At 65.5% G+C, this 17,340-nt stretch carries 15 protein-coding genes; 8 read left to right on the top strand and 7 right to left on the bottom strand.

Going from position 1 to position 17,340, the window contains the following annotated elements; genetic code table 11:
• Positions 1-36 precede the first annotated feature (36 nt).
• A complete protein-coding gene (locus tag ABID59_RS17900; protein ID WP_354084213.1) occupies positions 37-1,680 on the top strand; it encodes a lysine--tRNA ligase in 1,644 nt (547 codons plus the stop codon).
• A 126-nt stretch (positions 1,681-1,806) separates the two neighbouring features.
• Here the strand turns inward: ABID59_RS17900 and ABID59_RS17895 are convergent, their stop codons facing one another.
• Positions 1,807-2,460, bottom strand: coding sequence for a S24 family peptidase (locus ABID59_RS17895; protein WP_354084212.1), 654 nt, complete (start codon positions 2,458-2,460; stop codon positions 1,807-1,809).
• Positions 2,461-2,742: 282 nt separating this feature from the next.
• Here ABID59_RS17895 and ABID59_RS17890 point away from each other — a divergent pair, with 282 nt between their 5' ends.
• Positions 2,743-3,087, top strand: coding sequence for a DUF952 domain-containing protein (locus ABID59_RS17890; protein WP_148754451.1), 345 nt, complete (start codon positions 2,743-2,745; stop codon positions 3,085-3,087).
• Positions 3,084-4,181: a quinone-dependent dihydroorotate dehydrogenase gene (locus ABID59_RS17885; RefSeq protein WP_148754449.1), complete on the top strand. Its 1,098-nt coding sequence runs from the start codon at positions 3,084-3,086 to the stop codon at positions 4,179-4,181. The genes ABID59_RS17890 and ABID59_RS17885 overlap by 4 nt, the downstream gene beginning before the upstream one ends.
• 130 nt (positions 4,182-4,311) lie before the next feature.
• Here the strand turns inward: ABID59_RS17885 and ABID59_RS17880 are convergent, their stop codons facing one another.
• From ABID59_RS17880 to ABID59_RS17860, 5 genes are all read right to left on the bottom strand, one after another.
• The gene (locus tag ABID59_RS17880; protein ID WP_354084211.1) at positions 4,312-5,637 is read right to left on the bottom strand and encodes an MATE family efflux transporter; all 1,326 of its coding nucleotides are present in this window, start codon (positions 5,635-5,637) and stop codon (positions 4,312-4,314) included.
• A 1-nt stretch (position 5,638) separates the two neighbouring features.
• A complete protein-coding gene (locus tag ABID59_RS17875) occupies positions 5,639-6,373 on the bottom strand; it encodes an MBL fold metallo-hydrolase (protein ID WP_354031552.1) in 735 nt (244 codons plus the stop codon).
• A 78-nt stretch (positions 6,374-6,451) separates the two neighbouring features.
• The gene (locus ABID59_RS17870) at positions 6,452-6,754 is read right to left on the bottom strand and encodes a DUF6460 domain-containing protein (RefSeq protein WP_148754443.1); all 303 of its coding nucleotides are present in this window, start codon (positions 6,752-6,754) and stop codon (positions 6,452-6,454) included.
• A gap of 75 nt (positions 6,755-6,829) precedes the next feature.
• On the bottom strand, positions 6,830-8,518 hold the full coding sequence (locus ABID59_RS17865; RefSeq protein ID WP_354084210.1) for a cisplatin damage response ATP-dependent DNA ligase: 1,689 nt from the start codon (positions 8,516-8,518) through the stop codon (positions 6,830-6,832).
• Complete coding sequence (locus tag ABID59_RS17860; protein ID WP_354084315.1) at positions 8,515-9,552, bottom strand: ligase-associated DNA damage response exonuclease; 1,038 nt, start codon at positions 9,550-9,552, stop codon at positions 8,515-8,517. Before ABID59_RS17860 ends, ABID59_RS17865 begins: the two co-directional genes overlap by 4 nt.
• Positions 9,553-9,616: 64 nt before the next feature.
• Between ABID59_RS17860 and ABID59_RS17855 the strand changes: the two genes are divergently transcribed.
• The 4 genes from ABID59_RS17855 to pdeM all read left to right on the top strand — a co-directional run bounded on the left by ABID59_RS17855 (position 9,617) and on the right by pdeM (position 15,356).
• Positions 9,617-10,543 carry a class I SAM-dependent DNA methyltransferase gene (locus ABID59_RS17855; protein ID WP_354084209.1) on the top strand — a complete coding sequence of 309 codons (927 nt, stop codon included), beginning with the start codon at positions 9,617-9,619 and terminating at the stop codon, positions 10,541-10,543.
• 118 nt (positions 10,544-10,661) lie between these two features.
• On the top strand, positions 10,662-11,891 hold the full coding sequence (locus ABID59_RS17850) for an ABC transporter substrate-binding protein (RefSeq protein ID WP_354084208.1): 1,230 nt from the start codon (positions 10,662-10,664) through the stop codon (positions 11,889-11,891).
• A gap of 50 nt (positions 11,892-11,941) precedes the next feature.
• On the top strand, positions 11,942-14,506 hold the full coding sequence (locus tag ABID59_RS17845) for a ligase-associated DNA damage response DEXH box helicase (RefSeq protein ID WP_354084207.1): 2,565 nt from the start codon (positions 11,942-11,944) through the stop codon (positions 14,504-14,506).
• A gap of 151 nt (positions 14,507-14,657) precedes the next feature.
• Positions 14,658-15,356, top strand: a complete 699-nt coding sequence (pdeM, locus tag ABID59_RS17840; RefSeq protein WP_354084206.1) for a ligase-associated DNA damage response endonuclease PdeM — start codon at positions 14,658-14,660, stop codon at positions 15,354-15,356.
• Between the two features lie 114 nt (positions 15,357-15,470).
• On the opposite strand, the gene ABID59_RS17835 is transcribed toward pdeM, so the two are convergent.
• Entirely contained in the window at positions 15,471-16,331 is an 861-nt protein-coding gene (locus ABID59_RS17835; RefSeq protein ID WP_354031558.1) for a LysR family transcriptional regulator, read from the bottom strand.
• Between the two features lie 98 nt (positions 16,332-16,429).
• On the opposite strand from ABID59_RS17835, the gene ABID59_RS17830 reads away from it, so the two are divergent.
• A complete protein-coding gene (locus ABID59_RS17830) occupies positions 16,430-17,338 on the top strand; it encodes a DMT family transporter (protein WP_354031559.1) in 909 nt (302 codons plus the stop codon).
• Positions 17,339-17,340: the final 2 nt, after the last annotated feature.

Raw genomic sequence — 17,340 nt, 5'->3', positions numbered from 1 at the left:
GGAAATCGCTATTTTCCGCGGCCCGGAGGCCCCTTGATGTCCGTTATCGATCCCAACATGAGCCCGAGCGATCTTCGTGCGCTCGCCGAACAATCCAACGCCTGGCCGTTCGAGCAGGCGAAGGCCATTGTCGCGCGGCTCAAGAAAAGCCCGAAGGACGAGGTGCTGTTCGAGACCGGCTATGGTCCGTCCGGCCTGCCGCACATCGGCACGTTCGGCGAGGTCGCGCGCACCTCGATGGTGCGCCATGCCTTTCGTGTGCTGACCGAGGACAAGATCAAGACCCGCCTGCTCGCCTTCTCCGACGACATGGACGGCTTGCGCAAGGTGCCGGACAATGTGCCCAACAAGGACATGCTGGCGCAATATCTGGGGCGGCCGCTCACCGCGGTACCTGACCCGTTCTCGAACGAGCATCCGTCGTTTGGTGACGCCAACAACGCACGCCTGCGCGCCTTCCTCGATCATTTCGGCTTCGACTACGAGTTCGCAAGCTCGACCGTCTATTACAAGTCCGGCCGCTTCGATGCGACGCTGCTCAGGATGCTCGCGGCCTACGACCAGGTGATGGCGATCATCCTGCCGACGCTCGGGCCCGATCGCCGCGCCACCTATTCGCCGTTCCTCCCCGTCAGCAAGACCACCGGCATCGTGCTGCAGGTGCCGATGATCCGCCGCGACGTCGCGGCGGGCACCGTGACCTATGTCGATCCCGACACCAACGAGGAAGTCGAGACGCCGGTGACCGGCGGAAACGTCAAATGCCAGTGGAAGGCCGACTGGGCGATGCGCTGGGTCGCGCTCGGCGTCGACTACGAGATGGCCGGCAAGGACCTGATCGACTCGGTCAAGCTCTCGGGCGCGATCGCCAAGGCGCTCGGCGGCACGCCGCCCGAAGGCTTCAATTACGAGCTCTTCCTCGACGAGAAAGGCCAGAAGATCTCGAAGTCGAAGGGCAACGGCCTCACCATCGACGAATGGCTGCGCTATGCCTCGCCGGAATCGCTGACGCTGTTCATGTATCGCGAGCCGAAGGCGGCGAAGCGGCTGTATTTCGACGTCATCCCGCGCAATGTCGACGACTACCAGCAGTTCAGCGACGGCTTTGCCAGGCAGGACGACAAGCAGCAGCTCGGCAATCCGGTCTGGCACATTCACTACGGCCATCCGCCGAAGGCCGACATGCCCGTCACGTTCCAGCTGCTCTTGACGCTGGTGTCGTCATCGAACGCGGAAAACGCCGAGACGCTATGGGGTTTTATTGGCCGCTACCGTCCCGGCGTGAGCCCGCAGACGCATCCGAAGCTCGACGCGATGGTCGGCTACGCCATCAACTATTACCGCGACTTCGTCGCGCCGACGAAGCAGTTCCGCCAACCGACCGACGTCGAGCGCGCCGCGTTGCAGGATCTGCGTGATGCGCTGTCGCAGCTTCCGCAGGAGTCCTCCGCCGAGGACATCCAGAACGTCGTCTACGAGATCGGCCGCCGCGAGCCGTTCCTCGACAAGGTCAAGAAGGGCAAGGACGGTCGTCCCGGCGTCACGCTCGACTGGTTCAACATGCTCTACCAGGTGCTGCTCGGCCAGGAGAAGGGCCCGCGCTTCGGCTCGTTCGTCGCGGTGTATGGCGTGCAGAACGCAGTCAACATGATCGACGGCGCGCTGGCGCGGAGTGCGTAGACCATCCACGGTGTCATCGTCCGCGAAGGCGGACGATCCAGTATTCCAGGGGCAGCCGTTATAGAGTCGAGAGCTCGCGGCGTACTGGATTCCCCGCTTTCGCGGGGAATGACAGCGGAGCAAGTTTCACTGGCTCGCCCACACAATCCGCGCGATCCATGCAACATCGCTCGCTGCCATCGTCCGCTCTCCCTGCGTCGCATCGAGCGGCTGCAATTCCAGCGCCTTCGCCGTGCGGCGCTTCAGCATCGCGAGCATCATTTCGCCCGCCTTCGCCTTCACCACGACGCGATCGCCCTTGCGGATCGGTGCGCGAGGCGAGACCAGGATGACGTCGCCGTCGCGATAGGCGGGCGCGAGCGCGTCGCCGGAAATCTTCAGCGCAAAGGCGTGGTTGTCCTCGGCGTTCGGCAGCGCGATCTCGCCCCAGCCCTTGCCGGACGGAAAGCCGGATTCGTCGAACGCGCCGCTTAAGCCTGCCTGCGCGAAGCCGAGCAGCGGCACGGCACGGCCGTCGCCAGCATCATCACCGATCAGCCTGGCGAAAATGTCGATCGAGGACTCCGCGGCCGCCAGTGCCTTCGCGATCGATTCGGTCGAGGGCCAGCGCGCGCGACCGTCGGAGGTGACGCGCTTGGACTTGTTGAAGGTGGTGGGATCGAGCCCGGCCCGCTTGGCAAGGCCGGACGACGACAGCCCTGCGCGCGCAGCCAGTTGGTCCAGCGCGGCCCAGATCTGGTCGTGGGTCAGCATCCTCTGCGCTTTGGCCTGCTTGACCATGGAAGGTCCAGCCCGTCGCAACTCAGGAAAACTGTCCTCAAATCAACCGGTTTTCCGTTTTTCGCGCAAGGGGCGACGAGGAAAGCGTTTTCAAGCGAAGTGGGTACCGGTTCGCGTCAAGAAAACGCGTCAAAACAAATTTAGAGCCCCGTTCCGATGAAATCGGAACGGAATAGGCTCTAACTCTTGAGTTCGAGAGGTGTGGCCTTTACGGTCGCGCCCGGGTTTTCAGACCCGGAAGAGACGAAAAACCCCAAGAGACTCAAAGGGCTCCAGTAAGCATTGGTCAAGATCTACAAAATCTGTCCGGCCTCGGCCTGGCGCGAGGCGGAACGGCAGGGCGTGTACCGGGGCAGCGCGGATGACGAGCGCGATGGATTCATCCATTTCTCGACCGCCGCCCAGGTTCCGGAGACTTTGCGCAAGCATTATTTCGGCCAGCGTGCGCTGTTCCTGGTCGAGATCGACGGCGACGCGCTCGGAGCCGAGCTCCGTTGGGAGCGCTCGCGCAATGACGAGCTGTTTCCGCATCTCTATGGCGAGCTCGATCTCGGCGCGGTGCTCTCGGTGATCAATCTCAACATGCGCTCCGATGGCAGCCACGACACCCCGGAGCTTGCCCCGTGATCCGCGCTTTCGACGCCTTCTCGCTGCCGGTGTTGCGCTGGCTCGATCCGGAGGACGCGCACCGTCTTGCGATCCAGGGACTGCGCTTCCTGCCGCCGATGAAGCCGCGGCCGGACGATCCAAAACTCGCAGTGCGCGCCTTCGGGCTGAACTTTCCCAACCCGATCGGCATGGCCGCGGGCTTCGACAAGAGTGCGGAAGTGCCGGACGGGCTGCTGCGATTAGGCTTCGGCTTCGTCGAGATCGGCTCGGTCACTCCGAAGCCGCAAGCAGGCAATCCGAGGCCGCGACTGTTTCGCCTCGAGCGTGACGAGGCCATCATCAACCGCATGGGCTTTAACAATGACGGCGCGGAAGTAGCCCTGCGCCGGCTGGCGGCCCGCGCGCAGCATGGCGGCATCGTCGGCGTCAATGTCGGCGCCAACAAGGATTCGCCCGACCGCGTCGCCGACTACGTCAAGCTGATCGAGACCTTTGCGCCGGTTGCGAGCTATTTCACCGTCAACGTGTCCTCGCCCAACACGCCGGGGCTGCGCAATCTGCAGGAAGGCGCGCTGCTCGACGATCTCCTCGGACGCGTGATCGATGCGCGCGATCGGGTGCGCGAGAGCGCCGGCGATACGCCGGTACTGCTGAAGATCGCACCCGATCTCAGCCTTGCCCAGCTCGACGATGTCGTGCAGGTCGCGCGCTCGCGCAAGGTCGACGGCATGATCGTGTCGAACACGACCATCGCGCGGCCGAGCACGCTACGCGAGGAAATGCGGTCGAAGGAGCAGGGCGGCCTGTCCGGCCGGCCGCTGTTTCGCCTGTCGACGCGCATGGTCGCCGAGACCTATGTGCGCGTCGAGGGCGCGTTCCCGCTGATCGGTGTCGGTGGCGTGGACTCCGGCGGTGCGGCGCTGACAAAAATCCGCGCCGGTGCCAGCCTGATCCAGCTCTATTCATCGCTGGTCTACAAGGGCCTCGGCCTCGTCGACGAGATCAAGCGCGATCTGACCTCGACGCTGCTGCGCACGGGGCGGGATTCGCTGTCCGAGATCGTCGGCGCCGATGCGGCGACGCTGACGGCGGAAGACTGGCCCGGGATGTAGCGCGGTCTCGTGCCCCGGACGCAGCGCAGCGCTTCTTCAGCGGTGCGCTGCAGAGCCGGGGCCCACAAGCCGCTGGGTCCCGGCCCTGCGCAGCAGCGTTTCACGCTGCAGCGCGTCCGGGACACGATCGCTACGATTTGGGGAACGTCGCCCGATACAGCGCCGGATACCGTGCGCCCTGCAAGCCTCCGCGGGCGACATAGAACGTGATCAGCGCGCACCACAGCCCGGCATTGCCCAGGGATTGCAGCGCCCACCACACGCCTGCGAATATCGCGAGCGAGGTCAACATCAGGTTTCGCATCTCGCGCGCCCAGGTGGCGCCGACATAAATGCCGTCGAAGCCAAAGGCGAACACGCCGGGGATCGGCGCCAGCACGATGAACACCAGGAATTCGCGCGCGGCGCCGCGGACGTCCTCGCTTGCAGTCATGAAGTTGATCAGGTTCGGCCCGAACAGCGCGAACAGCACCGCGACGACGATGGCGAAGCCGAGGCCCCACAGCAGCACCAGCCGGGTCGAAGCAGCAAAGCCCTTGGCGTCGCGCGCGCCAAAAGTGCGGCCGCAGAGCTGTTGGGCGGCGTTGGCGAGGCCGTCGAGGAAGAAGGCGCTGACCAGCAGGAAATTGTTGAGCACGGAGTTCGCGGCCAGCGTCACGTCGCCGGCGCGCGCGCCTTTGGCGGTGAAGAACAGGAAGACGGTGATCAGCGCCGCGGTGCGGATCATGATGTCGGAGTTGACCGCCAGCAGTCGCATCAGCTTTGCGCGATCGAGCAGCGTTGCGCGGGGAACGGCAAAGCCGCCATGCGCATAGCGCCGGCAGACGATGACGCCGAGCATGAAACCGATACCCTCCGACAGCAGGGCGGCGATCGCGGCACCCGCAATGCCGGTGTCGTAGACCAGCACCAGCAGAATCGTCGCCGCCATGTTGATGAGGTTGATGACGACCTGGAGCGCGAGCGCCGGATTGGCGCGGGCCTGTCCGACCAGCCAGCCGAGAATGACGTAGTTCGCGAACGCGAACGGCGACGACCAGATCCGGATCATGAAATAGGTTTTTGCGGCGCGCGTCACGCCCGCGCTGCCGCCCATCAGGTCGAACAGCACGCCGGCCAACGGCAATTGCAGCGCAATCAGTGTGGCGCCGATCAGGCCGGCGACAATGAAGCCGCGCACCAGGATCACGGTCTGCTCGCGGGCCTCGCCCGCGCCGAGCGCCTGCGCGGTGAACGCCAGCGTGCTCATGCGCAGGAAGCCGAACAGCCAGAACAGGCAGTCGAAGATGACGGACGCCATCGCGACGCCGCCGAGCAGCGCGGCATCGTCAAGCCGGCCGATCGCGGTGGTCGAGACCACGCCGATCAGGGGCGTGGTGAGGTTCGCGACCATCGCAGGACCTGCGATGGCGAACACCTGGCCGGAGCCGACCCTGGGATGAACGGGCGCGTGCATGTCAGAACACCAGCACCATGCCGTCTTCGGCAGCGAGATGTTCGATGTCATCAAGACGCGACAGCACGTCGTCGCTCATATGGGTGAGGACAAGACGTTTTGCGCCGATGGCTGGCAAATGCTGTTCCAGGGTTTTCAGGCTGAGATGGTTCTTGACCACCTTGTCGTACATATACGCTTCGGCAATGAAAAGGTCCGCGCCGTGCGCCAGCGGAAAGAGCGTCTCCGTCCATTCGGTGTCTGCGCTGTAGGCCAGCGTGCGGCCTTCGGCCTCGACGCGATAGGCGAGGAAGGGCCCGCCGGATTCGCCATGCACGACAGGATAGGGCGTCACATTCACCGGGCCGAAGCTTTGGCTTTGTTCGGGGGCGAGTTCGACGATGTTCAGTGCGAAGCGCTGCTTGGTCTTCGAGGAATGCTCGAACAGCGCTTCCATCACCTGCGTCAGCCGCGTCTCGATGCCTTGCGGACCCGCGATAGTGAGCGGCCGCGTCCGCCGCGAGAATTGGGCATCGAGCACAAGGAAGGGCAAGCCGGCAAAATGGTCGCCGTGGAAATGCGTGATCAGGATGAGATCGATGTCGTTGCGATCGATATCGAGCCGCTTCAGCGCCGGCAGGGCCGACGCGCCGCAATCGATCAGGAAATTCGTTTCGCGCCCTGAAACGTGGAAACAGGTGTTGAGCCTGCCGCCCGAGCCGAAGGCATCACCGCAGCCGACGAAACGCAGTTGCATCTGCTGCGCACTCCCTGGAGCATGATCCGGAAAAGTGTGAAGCGGTTTTCCGACAAGATCATGCTCAAAAATAACGACTTAGCGGCGCGGCGAGCCGAACACGCGCGACAGCAGCCAGATCGGGATCACGATGACCGCGCCGAGCAGGAAGTAGCGCCACAGCCAGCTCACGGCATCGAAGCCGAGATCCCACAGCCGCTGGAACAGCAGACGAATGCTGATGAGGATATTCCACGGATCGAAGCCGATCGCGGCCAGCACGACGCCGACCAGGATCGAGAGCAGCACCAGGCGAAACGCGACCGCCAGCGGCGAGCCGCCGAGAAAGCGGTGCAGGCCATCGCTGCGGCCGGCCGGCAAATCTCTGACGTCGTGGGCCATCTCAGAAAACTCCTCGCGGGGATTCGTCCCGATTATAGGTCACGGCGGGGGACATGGGGAACCCGCATTTCCCCGTCAATGGCCATCGGCGGATCCTGCAACCTTAATTGTTGGTAGGGATTCGTCCGCCTTCAGCATTCTTTCCAGCGTTTCCAGCCGGTCGGCCTCCCGCGGCGGCTTGTCCCAGCGCAGCCGGCTGATGCGGGGAAAGCGCATGGCGACGCCGGATCTGTGCCGCGGCGAGCGCTGCAGCCCCTCGAAGGCGACCTCCAGCACCAGCCCCTTGTCGCCCTCGTGCACGACATGGCGGACGGGGCCGAACTTTTCGGTGGTGTTGCGGCGGACGAAGCGGTCGATCTGCAGCAGCTCCTCGTCGGTGAAGCCGAAATAGGCTTTTCCGACCGGCACCAGCTCGTCGCCGTTCTCGGTCTCGGTCCAGACGCCAAAAGTATAGTCGGAATAATAGGACGAACGCTTGCCGTGGCCGCGCTGCGCATACATCAGCACGGCATCGATGATGTGCGGATCCCGCTTCCACTTCCACCACGGCCCTTTCGGCCGTCCCGGCAGATAAGGAGCATCGCGCCGCTTCAGCATCACGCCCTCGACGGCGTCGGCATCCGCGCCCGCACCGGCGCTCGCGGGATCGGCGCGGGCGGCGGTGAGTCCGTCCCAGCTTGCGAAGTCGACGGTGGGCGACAGATCGATACGGGGATCGCCAAGCTTTGCGATGAACGTCTCCAGCCGTTCGCGCCGTTCGGCGAACGGCAGCTCGCGCAGATCGTTCTCGTCGTCGCCGAGCAGATCGTAAGCGCGAAGATGGATCGGGAACTCCTTGATCAGTTTTGGCGAGACGACCTTGCGGTTGAGGCGTTGTTGCAGGACGTTGAAGCTCTGGACGCGCCCTTCGCGCAGGATCAGCAGCTCGCCGTCGATCGCGCCCGGCAGGCGCAAAGACGGCACCAGGTCCGGAAAGCTCCCGGTGATGTCCTCGCCGGTGCGCGAATAAAGTCGCGCCGTGATTTGCCCGCGCTCGTCGCGGCCGGCCACCGCCTGCACGCGGATGCCGTCCCATTTCCATTCGGCGACGTAGTCGGCGGGATCGAGGCTCGCGAAATCGCCGTCCTCGATCGCATGCGCCAGCATCACGGGGCGGAACGGCGCGGGATCGCGATTGACCGGTTTTTCACCGCGGCCTTCCAGCCAGGCGAACAGGTCGAGATAGGGGGGGCTGAGGCCCGGCCAGATCAGCTCGACCTCATGCGGGTCCTTGTCGCCGAGCGCGGCGGCCGCGGTCTTCGCCAGGCGTGCGGAGATGCCGATGCGCAACGCGCCGGTGACGAGCTTGAGCAGCGCCCAGCGGCCGGTCTCGTCGAGCTCGTCGAGCCAGCGTTCGAGCTGCTTTGGCAGCTCGGTCTTGCCGAGCGTGCGAAGCGTGGTGACGACCTCGGTGAGGGTCGGGGGCGGTGGGTTGTTGTGGGCGGCCATCGGCGCCTTCGGCCACATCAGCGCGACCGTCTCCGAGAGATCGCCGACGTAATCGTAACTCAGCCCGAACAGCACCTCATCCGTGCGCGACGCAATGAGATCGCGGACCAGCGCCGGCTTGGCGTGCTTGAAGCTGAGCGCGCCGGTGAGCGCGGCCAGCGCGTAGCCGCGGTCGGGATCGCCGACCTCGCGAAAGTAGCCGGTGAGCAGGCGCAGCTTGTTGTTGCGGCCCGGCTCATAGGCGAGACGGTCCAAGAGCTCGGCGAAGCGATTCATGCCTCGGCCTCGCCCTGAACCGGCGTCTCGCTCTCCTCCTCCTCGCCATAGCCGACGAGATCGAGCGGCTGCGCCCGCAAGCCACGCGACTTGCACCAATGCACCAGCGCGTCTTCCTGGCCGTGGGTGACCCAGATCTCGCCGGCGCCGGTGGCGGCGATCGTCGCGGTGAGGCCGTCCCAATCGGCGTGGTCGGAGATCACCAGCGGCAATTCGATGCCGCGCTGCCGCGCGCGGGCGCGCACGCGCATCCATCCCGATGCGAACGCGGTGACGGGATCGGGGAAGCGCCGCGTCCAGATGTCTGACGTCGCCGAGGGCGGAGCAAGCGTAATGGTGCCGGCGAGCGCCGCCTTCTTCACGCCCATCACCGGCCTGAGCTCGCCGAGGTCGATCCCGCGGCTCTGATAGTAATATGTGATCGATTCCATCGCGCCATGCAGATAGATCGGCGCGTCATAGCCGGCCTGGCGCAGCAGCGCGATCACGCGCTGGGCCTTGCCGAGCGAATAGGCGCCGACCAGATGCGCGCGCTCGGGAAACAAGGCGACGGAGGCCAGCAGCTTGTTCACCTCGTCCGCGGCATCGCCATGGCGAAATACCGGCAGGCCAAAGGTGGCCTCGGTGATGAAGACGTCGCAGGGCACCAGCTCGAACGGTACGCAGGTCGGGTCGGGCGCGTCCTTGTAGTCGCCGGAGGCGACGATGCAGGTGCCGTTGCATGTGACAGCGATTTGCGCCGAGCCGAGCACATGACCGGCCGGGTGGAATTTCACGCTTGTGTCGCCGAGCCGGATTTCCTCGCCATAGCTGATGGTCTGCGTCGAGCCGGCAAAATTCTCACCATAGCGCAGCCGCATCATGTCCAGCGTTTCTTGCGTCGCCAGCACGGCGCCATGGCCGGCGCGGGCATGGTCGGAATGGCCGTGAGTGATCACGGCCCGCTCGACCGGGCGGATGGGATCGATATGGAATTTGCCGGGCCTGCAGCACAGGCCGTCAGCAGTTGGCAACAGGATGTCTTGCGGCCGCATGCCTGATATATAGGTCGCTCCACCGCATCTTCGAGTCGCCACCCGCTTCGCTTCCTGGTTCCCAATGCCGCTCCGCCTGTTTCTGACCTCCGGCGATCTCATGGCCGACCGCCGTTTCGAGTTCGCGCGCGACCTCCAGCTCAAGGGCGATCTGCCCGCCGCCGCCGATCTCATCGAACAGGCAATCGAGCTTGCGCCTGACTTCACCTCGGCCTGGTTCACGCTCGGCGAAATCCGCCAGCAGCTCGGCGAGCGCGACAAGGCGATTGCGGCGTTCCGCGAAGCGCGCCGGTGCGATCCCGGGGACCAGCACGGCGCCCGCCTGCATCTGATCCGGCTCGGCGACACCGAGATGGCGGAGATGCCAAAAGCCTATGTGCAGGCGCTGTTCGACCAATATGCGCCGCGCTTCGAGCACACACTGGTCAACGATCTCGGCTATCGCGCGCCGTCGCTGATTTTCAAGGCGGTGCTGGCCGCCCGCGGCGCCGCGAAGAAGCCGGCCCTGTTCAAGCGCGCCATCGACCTCGGCTGCGGCACGGGACTCGCGGCAGCGGCCTTCGCCAGACAGGTCGACCATTTCATCGGCATCGACCTGTCGCCCGGCATGATCAAGGAAGCGCGTGCCACCGCGCTCTATGCCGAGCTCGAGGTCGCGGACATGATAGAGGGCCTGCGCAGCAAGGCCGATGCAAGCGCGAACCTCGTCGTCGCCGCGGACGCGTTCGTCTATCTCTCAGACCTTGCGCCGGTGCTCACCGAAGCCAGGCGCGTGCTGGTGTCAGGCGGCGTGCTCGCCTTCACGCTGGAGACGCATGACGGCAGCGGCATCGTGCTCGGCGAAGGCCTGCGCTATGCCCATTCGGCGGAATATGTCCGCGGCGCGCTTGCGAAGGCCGGGCTGAAGCTGCTGACGCTGGAGCCGGCGTCGCCGCGCATCGAGAACAACGAGCCGGTGCGCGGTATCGTCGTCGTCGCCGAGAAAACTTGAGTCTAGGCGCTAAACACCCGGCAATTTAAGCGTCATTGCGCCGCCCAGCGACGAACTTCCTACTTGCGAGCCGTGCCGCGAAGCCAGCACAATGCGCGCGTTAGGGAGAGAAACAACAATGACGACAAATCCATCGCGGCGCGATGTCAGCGCCGCCGCACTCGCCACCATTGCCGCATCCGTTCTGCCCGCGCCCTCAGTCCGGGCCGCCGAGAAGAAATACGATTCCGGCGCCAGCGACAGCGAGATCAAGATCGGGCAGACCGTGCCGCATTCCGGTCCCGGCTCGCTCTACGGCGTGCTCGGGCGCATCGGCGAGGCCTATTTCCAGATGCTGAACGAGAAGGGCGGCATCAACGGGCGCAAGATCAAGTTTCTCACCATGGACGACGCCTACAGCGCACCGAAATGTGTCGAGGCGACGCGGCGCCTGGTCGAGCAGGAGGAGGTGCTTGCGCTCTACGGCTCGCTCGGCACCGCGCCGCAGACCGCCGTGCACAAATACCTGAACTCCAAGGGCGTGCCGCAGCTGCTGCTCAACACCGGCGCGTCGAAGTGGAATAACCCGAAAGAGTTCAAGTGGACGATGGCGGGCCTGCCGCTTTATCCGACCGAGGCGCGCATCCTGGCGCGGCATGTCGTCGCCGTGAAGCCGAATGCCAAGGTCGGCATCCTCTACCAGAACGACGATTTCGGCCGCGACTTCCTCGGTCCGTTCAAGAAGGTGCTGGCCGATGCCGGCGGCACCGCGCAGGTCATCATGGAGCAGACCTACGACCTGACCGATCCCACCGTCGATTCCCAGCTCATCAATCTCTCGAAATCGGGCGCGGACGTGTTCTACAATATCTCCACCGGCAAGGCGTCGTCGCAGTCGATCCGCAAGGTCGCCGAGCTCGGCTGGAAGCCGCTGCAACTGTTGTCGGCCGGCTCGACCGGCCGCTCGATCCTCAATGCCGCAGGCCTGGAGAACGCCGCCGGCATCGTCGCCATCCGCTACAACAAGGAGGTCGGCCTGCCGAAATGGGAGAAGGACCCGGACGTGATGGCGTTCGAGGAGCTGCGCAAGAAGTACATCCCGACCATCGACCCCGACAACACCATCGCGTTCGCCGGCTACGGCCAGGCCGTCACCATGGGCGAGATCCTGCGCCGCTGCGGCGACGAGCTCACCCGCGCCAACGTGCTGAAGCAGGCCTCGACGCTGAAAGGCTTCCACTCGCCCTATTTCCTCGACGGCGTCACCTACGACTATACGCCCGACGACTACACGCCGATGAAGACGCTGTTCATCTCGATCTTCAGCGGCAAGGATTGGGACATCTCGGACAAGCCGATGTCGGAGTAGGGGCTTCCCACCCCTCGACGAACCCGTCCCCACGGCTTACCTGTGATGCCGTGCCGCCCCGCATCCTCGAAATCCCGGCCGAGCCGGCCACGCTGCTGCCCGACCGCTTCCAAAAGTGGTTTGCGGCTCGCGGCTGGTCGCCGCGCGAGCATCAGCTCGCACTGCTGGAGAAGGCGCGCGAGGACCGCTCGGCCTTGCTGATCGCGCCGACCGGCGCCGGCAAGACGCTGGCCGGATTTTTGCCGACGCTGGTGGAGCTGAGTGCCGCGCCGACCTCTCCCGCGAAATCCGTTGTCTCCACCGGCCGCGCCGTGCAACGCAGCGGCGGCCTGCACACGCTCTACATCTCGCCGCTGAAAGCGCTCGCCGTCGATATCGCGCGCAATCTGGAGCGGCCGGTCGCCGAGATGGGCCTGCCGATCAAGATCGAGACCCGCACCGGCGATACGCCGGTGTCGCGGCGCCAGCGGCAGCGGCGCTATCCGCCGGACGTTTTGCTGACGACGCCCGAGCAGCTCGCGCTGCTGCTGTCCTCCGACGACGCGCCGTTCCTGTTCTCCTCGCTCAAGCGCATCGTGCTTGACGAGCTGCATGCGCTGGTGACGTCGAAGCGCGGCGATCTCTTGTCGCTCGGCCTTGCGCGGCTGTGGCGGCTGGCGCCCGATATGCGCGCCATCGGATTGTCGGCGACCGTGGCCGAGCCGGAATCGCTGGCCCGCTTCCTGGTGCCGCAACCGAAAGACCATGCCGTATCCGCCGACATCGTCATCGCCGGCGGCGCGGCGCCGCCGCAAGTCGAGATGCTGGATACACGCGAGCGCCTGCCCTGGGCCGGCCACAGCGCGCGCCATGCGCTTCCCGAAATCTACCAGCTGATCAAGGCGAACAGGACCACGCTGGTGTTCGTCAACACCCGCAGCCAGGCCGAGATGCTGTTCCAGAACCTCTGGAGCATGAACGACGACAACTTGGCAATCGCGCTGCATCACGGCTCGCTCGACGTCGCGCAGCGCCGCAAGGTCGAGGACGCCATGTCGGCCGGCAGATTGCGCGGCGTGGTCTGCACCTCCTCGCTCGATCTCGGCGTCGACTGGGGCGATGTCGACCTCGTCGTCAATATCGGCGCACCAAAGGGCGCGTCGCGCCTGATGCAGCGGATCGGCCGCGCCAACCATCGCCTCGACGAAGCCTCGCGCGCCGTGCTGGTGCCGGCCAATCGCTTCGAGGTGCTGGAGTGCCGCGTCGCCATCGACGCCATCGCCGAGAATGCGCAGGACACGCCGCCCCTGCGCATTGGTGCCCTCGACGTGCTGGCCCAGCACGTGCTCGGCTGCGCCTGCGGCGAGCCGTTTTTCTCCGGGGAGCTTTACGACGAAGTGCGTACCGCCGCGCCCTACGCCGATCTCACGCGGCAGGATTTCGACGACGTCGTCGACTTCGTCGCGTCCGGCGGCTACGCGCTGAAGACCTATGAACGCTTCGCCCGCATCAAGCAGGACAAGGAGGGCCGCTGGCGCGTCGCCAATCCAAAAGTGCGGCAGAGCTACCGGATGAATGTCGGCACCATCGTCGAGGACGACATGCTGAAGGTGCGGCTGGTGCGCTCGCGCGGCGGCGGTGCCGGCTCGACGGGCGTGATCGCGCGCGGTGGCCGTTTGCTCGGCGAGATCGAGGAGGCCTTCATCGAGGGCCTGAGTCCGGGCGATACCTTCGTCTTCAGCGGCGAGGTGGTCCGCTACGAAACCCTGGTCGAGGATCAGGTCTATGTCTCGCGCGCCCATGACAACGACCCCAAGGTGCCGTCCTATATGGGCGGCAAGTTTCCGCTCTCGACCTATCTCGCCGAGCGTGTCCGCCGCCTGCTTGACGACGGGCGCGCATGGACGAGTTTGCCGGAGCAGGTCCGCGACTGGCTGTCTCAGCAGAAGGACGTCTCGCGCGTGCCAGCGGTGCGCGAGCTGCTGGTGGAAAGCTTTCCGCGCGCCAGCAAGCATTACATCGTCTGCTATCCCTTCGAAGGCCGCCTCGCGCACCAGACCCTTGGCATGCTGCTGACGCGGCGGCTGGAGCGCGTTCGCGCCCGCCCGCTCGGCTTCGTCGCCAACGAATATGCGGTGGCGATCTGGGGGCTCGGCGATATGTCGTTCATGATCCGGAATGGCAGGCTCGATCTCAACGCGCTGTTCGACCCTGATATGCTCGGCGACGATCTCGAGGCCTGGCTCGCCGAATCGGCGCTGATGAAGCGCACCTTCCGCAATTGCGCGATCATCTCCGGCCTGATCGCGCGCCGCCACACCGGCGAGGAGAAGAGCCGCCGCCAGGTGCTGTTCTCGACCGATCTCGTCTACGACGTGCTGCGCAAGCATCAGGCCGACCACGTCCTGCTGCGCGCCGCGCGCGCCGATGCCGCCACCGGGCTGCTTGATCTGCGCCGCCTCGGCGACATGCTGACCCGCATCAAGGGCCGCATCACCCATCGGGAACTCGACCACGTCTCCCCGCTCGCCGTCCCCGTGATGCTGGAAATCGGCCGCGAGTCAGTTTATGGCGAAGCTGGCGACGAGCTGCTGGCGGAAGCCGCCGACGAGCTGGTCAAAGAGGCGATGTCGTAGAGAATTTGCCAGTGAGGCGCGCTGATCCATCCACATCGTCATGCCCGGGCTTGTCCCGGGCATCCACGACTTTGCCTCCACGGCAAGAACGTGGATGGCCGGGCACAGGCGAGCGGAAGCGACGCCGTTCTTCGAACGGCTATGCCCGGCCATGACGGAGCAAGCAGCATTTTCGGTGGCGACGACGCGCAGCGTCGACGTCGCAGGCGTCCCGTTTCATGCCGATCTCTCCGGCGCCCTGTTCTGGGACGAGCAGCGCCTGCTGGTCGTCTCCGACCTGCATCTCGAAAAGGGTTCCAGCTTCGCCACCCGCGGCGTGCTGCTGCCGCCCTACGACACGCTGGCGACGTTGAGCCGGCTCGCTGCTGTCATCTCCCGCCATGATCCCAAAACCGTCATTGCGCTCGGCGACAGCTTTCACGATCGCTCCGCGCATGAGCGTCTGTCCGCGGATGACCGCGATGCCGTCGCAGCGCTCCAGAGCGGGCGCGACTGGATCTGGATCTCCGGCAATCACGATCCCATGCTGCCGCGCGATCTCGGTGGCACCGTCGCCGATGAAGTCGCGATCGGTCCGATCACCTTCCGCCACGAGCCGACCGGCGCGCATGGCGAGATCTCCGGCCATCTCCATCCCAAGGCCCGCGTCTCCGCGCGTGGCCGCTCGATGGAGCGGCGTTGTTTCGCCAGCGACGGCATGCGCGCCGTGATGCCCGCCTTCGGCGCCTATGCGGGCGGCTTAAGCATCCGCGACGCGGCGTTTGCAAAGATCTTTCCGGAGACCAGTTTTGTCGCGCATCTGCTCGGCGACCGGCGTGTCCACGCGATCGCGGCGTCAAGGTGCTCCTGAGGGGCGCGCTCTGTAGGGTAGGCAAAGCGTAGCGTGCCCACCATCTGCAACACTCGCTGAACGATGGTGGGCACGGCGCTTTGCGCCTTTGCCCACCCTACTAATCCCGCAAGATCATGCCGCCTTCGCCTGCACGTCCTCGCAGAACTCCGCGAGGCGATCCGCGAGCCGCAGCGTCGCGGAGCTGGCGTTCGGCGCGGCCATCAGCGCCACCTCGGTGCGGTTGATCGGCGCAAAGCCGTCCTTCGCCGTCAGCATGCGATGGTCGGCCTGGATCGACATCTCCGACAAGATGCTCAGGCCCATGCCGGCGGCGACCGCGGCCTGGATGCCGGCGAGGCTCGACGACGAATAGGACATGTGCCAGGCCCGGCCGGCGCTTTCCAGCGCATGGATCGCGCCGGCGCGATAGAGGCAGCCGGGCGGAAAGCCGATCAGCGGCACCGAGGACGCGTTGACATCGACCGGATGGCTCTTGCTGGTGACCCAGTGCACCCGCTCCGGCCACACCGCGATCGCGCCCTTGGCGCCGGCCTCGCGCTTGAACAGCGCAAGGTCGAGCTCGCCGCGTTCGAGGTCGCGGGCGAGATTCTTGCTCTGGTCGGCGCGCACATCGAGCCGCAGGTTCGGATGCGAGCGTGAGAAGGCGCCCAGCAGCTTTGCCAGCCGATACGCCGCAAAATCCTCGGGGATGCCGAGCCGGATCGCGCCTTCGCCTTCGTCGCGCAGCACGTCGCGCGCCTCCTCGGCGAGCGTGAGCAGACGCCGCGCATAGGACAGCAGCCGTTCGCCGGCCTCAGTGGGGCGCACATCCTTGCCGTCACGGTGCAGCAGCACCTGACCGACATCCTCTTCCAGCCGCTTGATCTGCTGGCTGACGGTCGATTGCGTGCGGTGGACGCGCTCGCCGGCGCGGGTGAAGCCACCGGCCTCGACCACCGAGACGAAGCTGCGCAGGAGCTCCAGATCGAGCATGGCTGCCTCCATTCGAAAAGCCACTGATTGCGAGTTAATCATTTAATTTCCAAATGACAAGGCCGGTCCCTAGATCGAGGGCCTAGGAGAATGCCCCCATGTCCCTCGCCCCCTCGGTCGCCGTCCCACGCAGCCGCTTCAACACTTTGCCGCTCGCTATCGGACTGTTTTGCCTGCTCTGGAGCTATGCCTTTGTCGCCGGCAAGATCGGCGTCACCCATTGCCCGCCGCTGATCCTGCTCGCCGCGCGTTTCTCGCTCGCGGGCGTCTTGATCCTCGGTGCCACGGCTATCCGCGGCGACTGGTCATTGTCGTGGCGCGATGCCGTGATCTTTGCCGTGCTCGGCATCGCCAACAACGCGCTCTATCTCGGGCTCGGCTACACCGGCCTGCAATCGGTCTCCGCCGGCCTCGGCGGCCTGATCGTCTCGGCCAACCCGGTGTTCACGGCCGCGCTCGCGGCGCTTTTGCTCGGCGAGGGCATGACCTGGCGCAAGGCGAGCGGCCTCCTGCTCGGCATCATCGGCGTCACCCTCATTGTCTGGCATCGCCTGTCGGTCGGCACCGACAGCCTGCACGGCATCCTCTTCACCCTGGCCTCGCTCGCGTCCATCGTCGCCGGCACCATCCTGTTCAAGCTGCTCGCGCCCAAGGGGTCGCTGTGGATCGGCAACGGCGTGCAGAATCTCGCCGCCGGCATCGTGCTGACGCCGGTCGCGCTCACCTTCGCCGACGTTCACGCGATCGATTTCACGCCGAGCCTGATCGGCGCCTTCGCCTTTCTCGTGCTTGGCGGCTCGATCCTGGCCTACTGGCTCTGGTTTCATCTCCTGAAAGTGTGTGGCGCGACCGCGGCCAGTGCCTATCATTTCCTGATGCCGCCGCTCGGCATGCTGTTCGCGTATCTCGTGCTGGGCGAGCACGTCGAAGCGCGTGACTTGCTGGGGATCATTCCGGTGGCGCTCGGCATTTACCTGGTGACGCGCCCCGCAAAGCCCGTCGTGTAAGA

Origin of the sequence: Bradyrhizobium sp. S3.3.6, from assembly GCF_040546905.1 — a bacterium.
Taxonomy (GTDB): Bacteria; Pseudomonadota; Alphaproteobacteria; order Rhizobiales; family Xanthobacteraceae; genus Bradyrhizobium; species Bradyrhizobium cytisi.
This window is presented reverse-complemented; position numbering and strand designations above follow the sequence as displayed.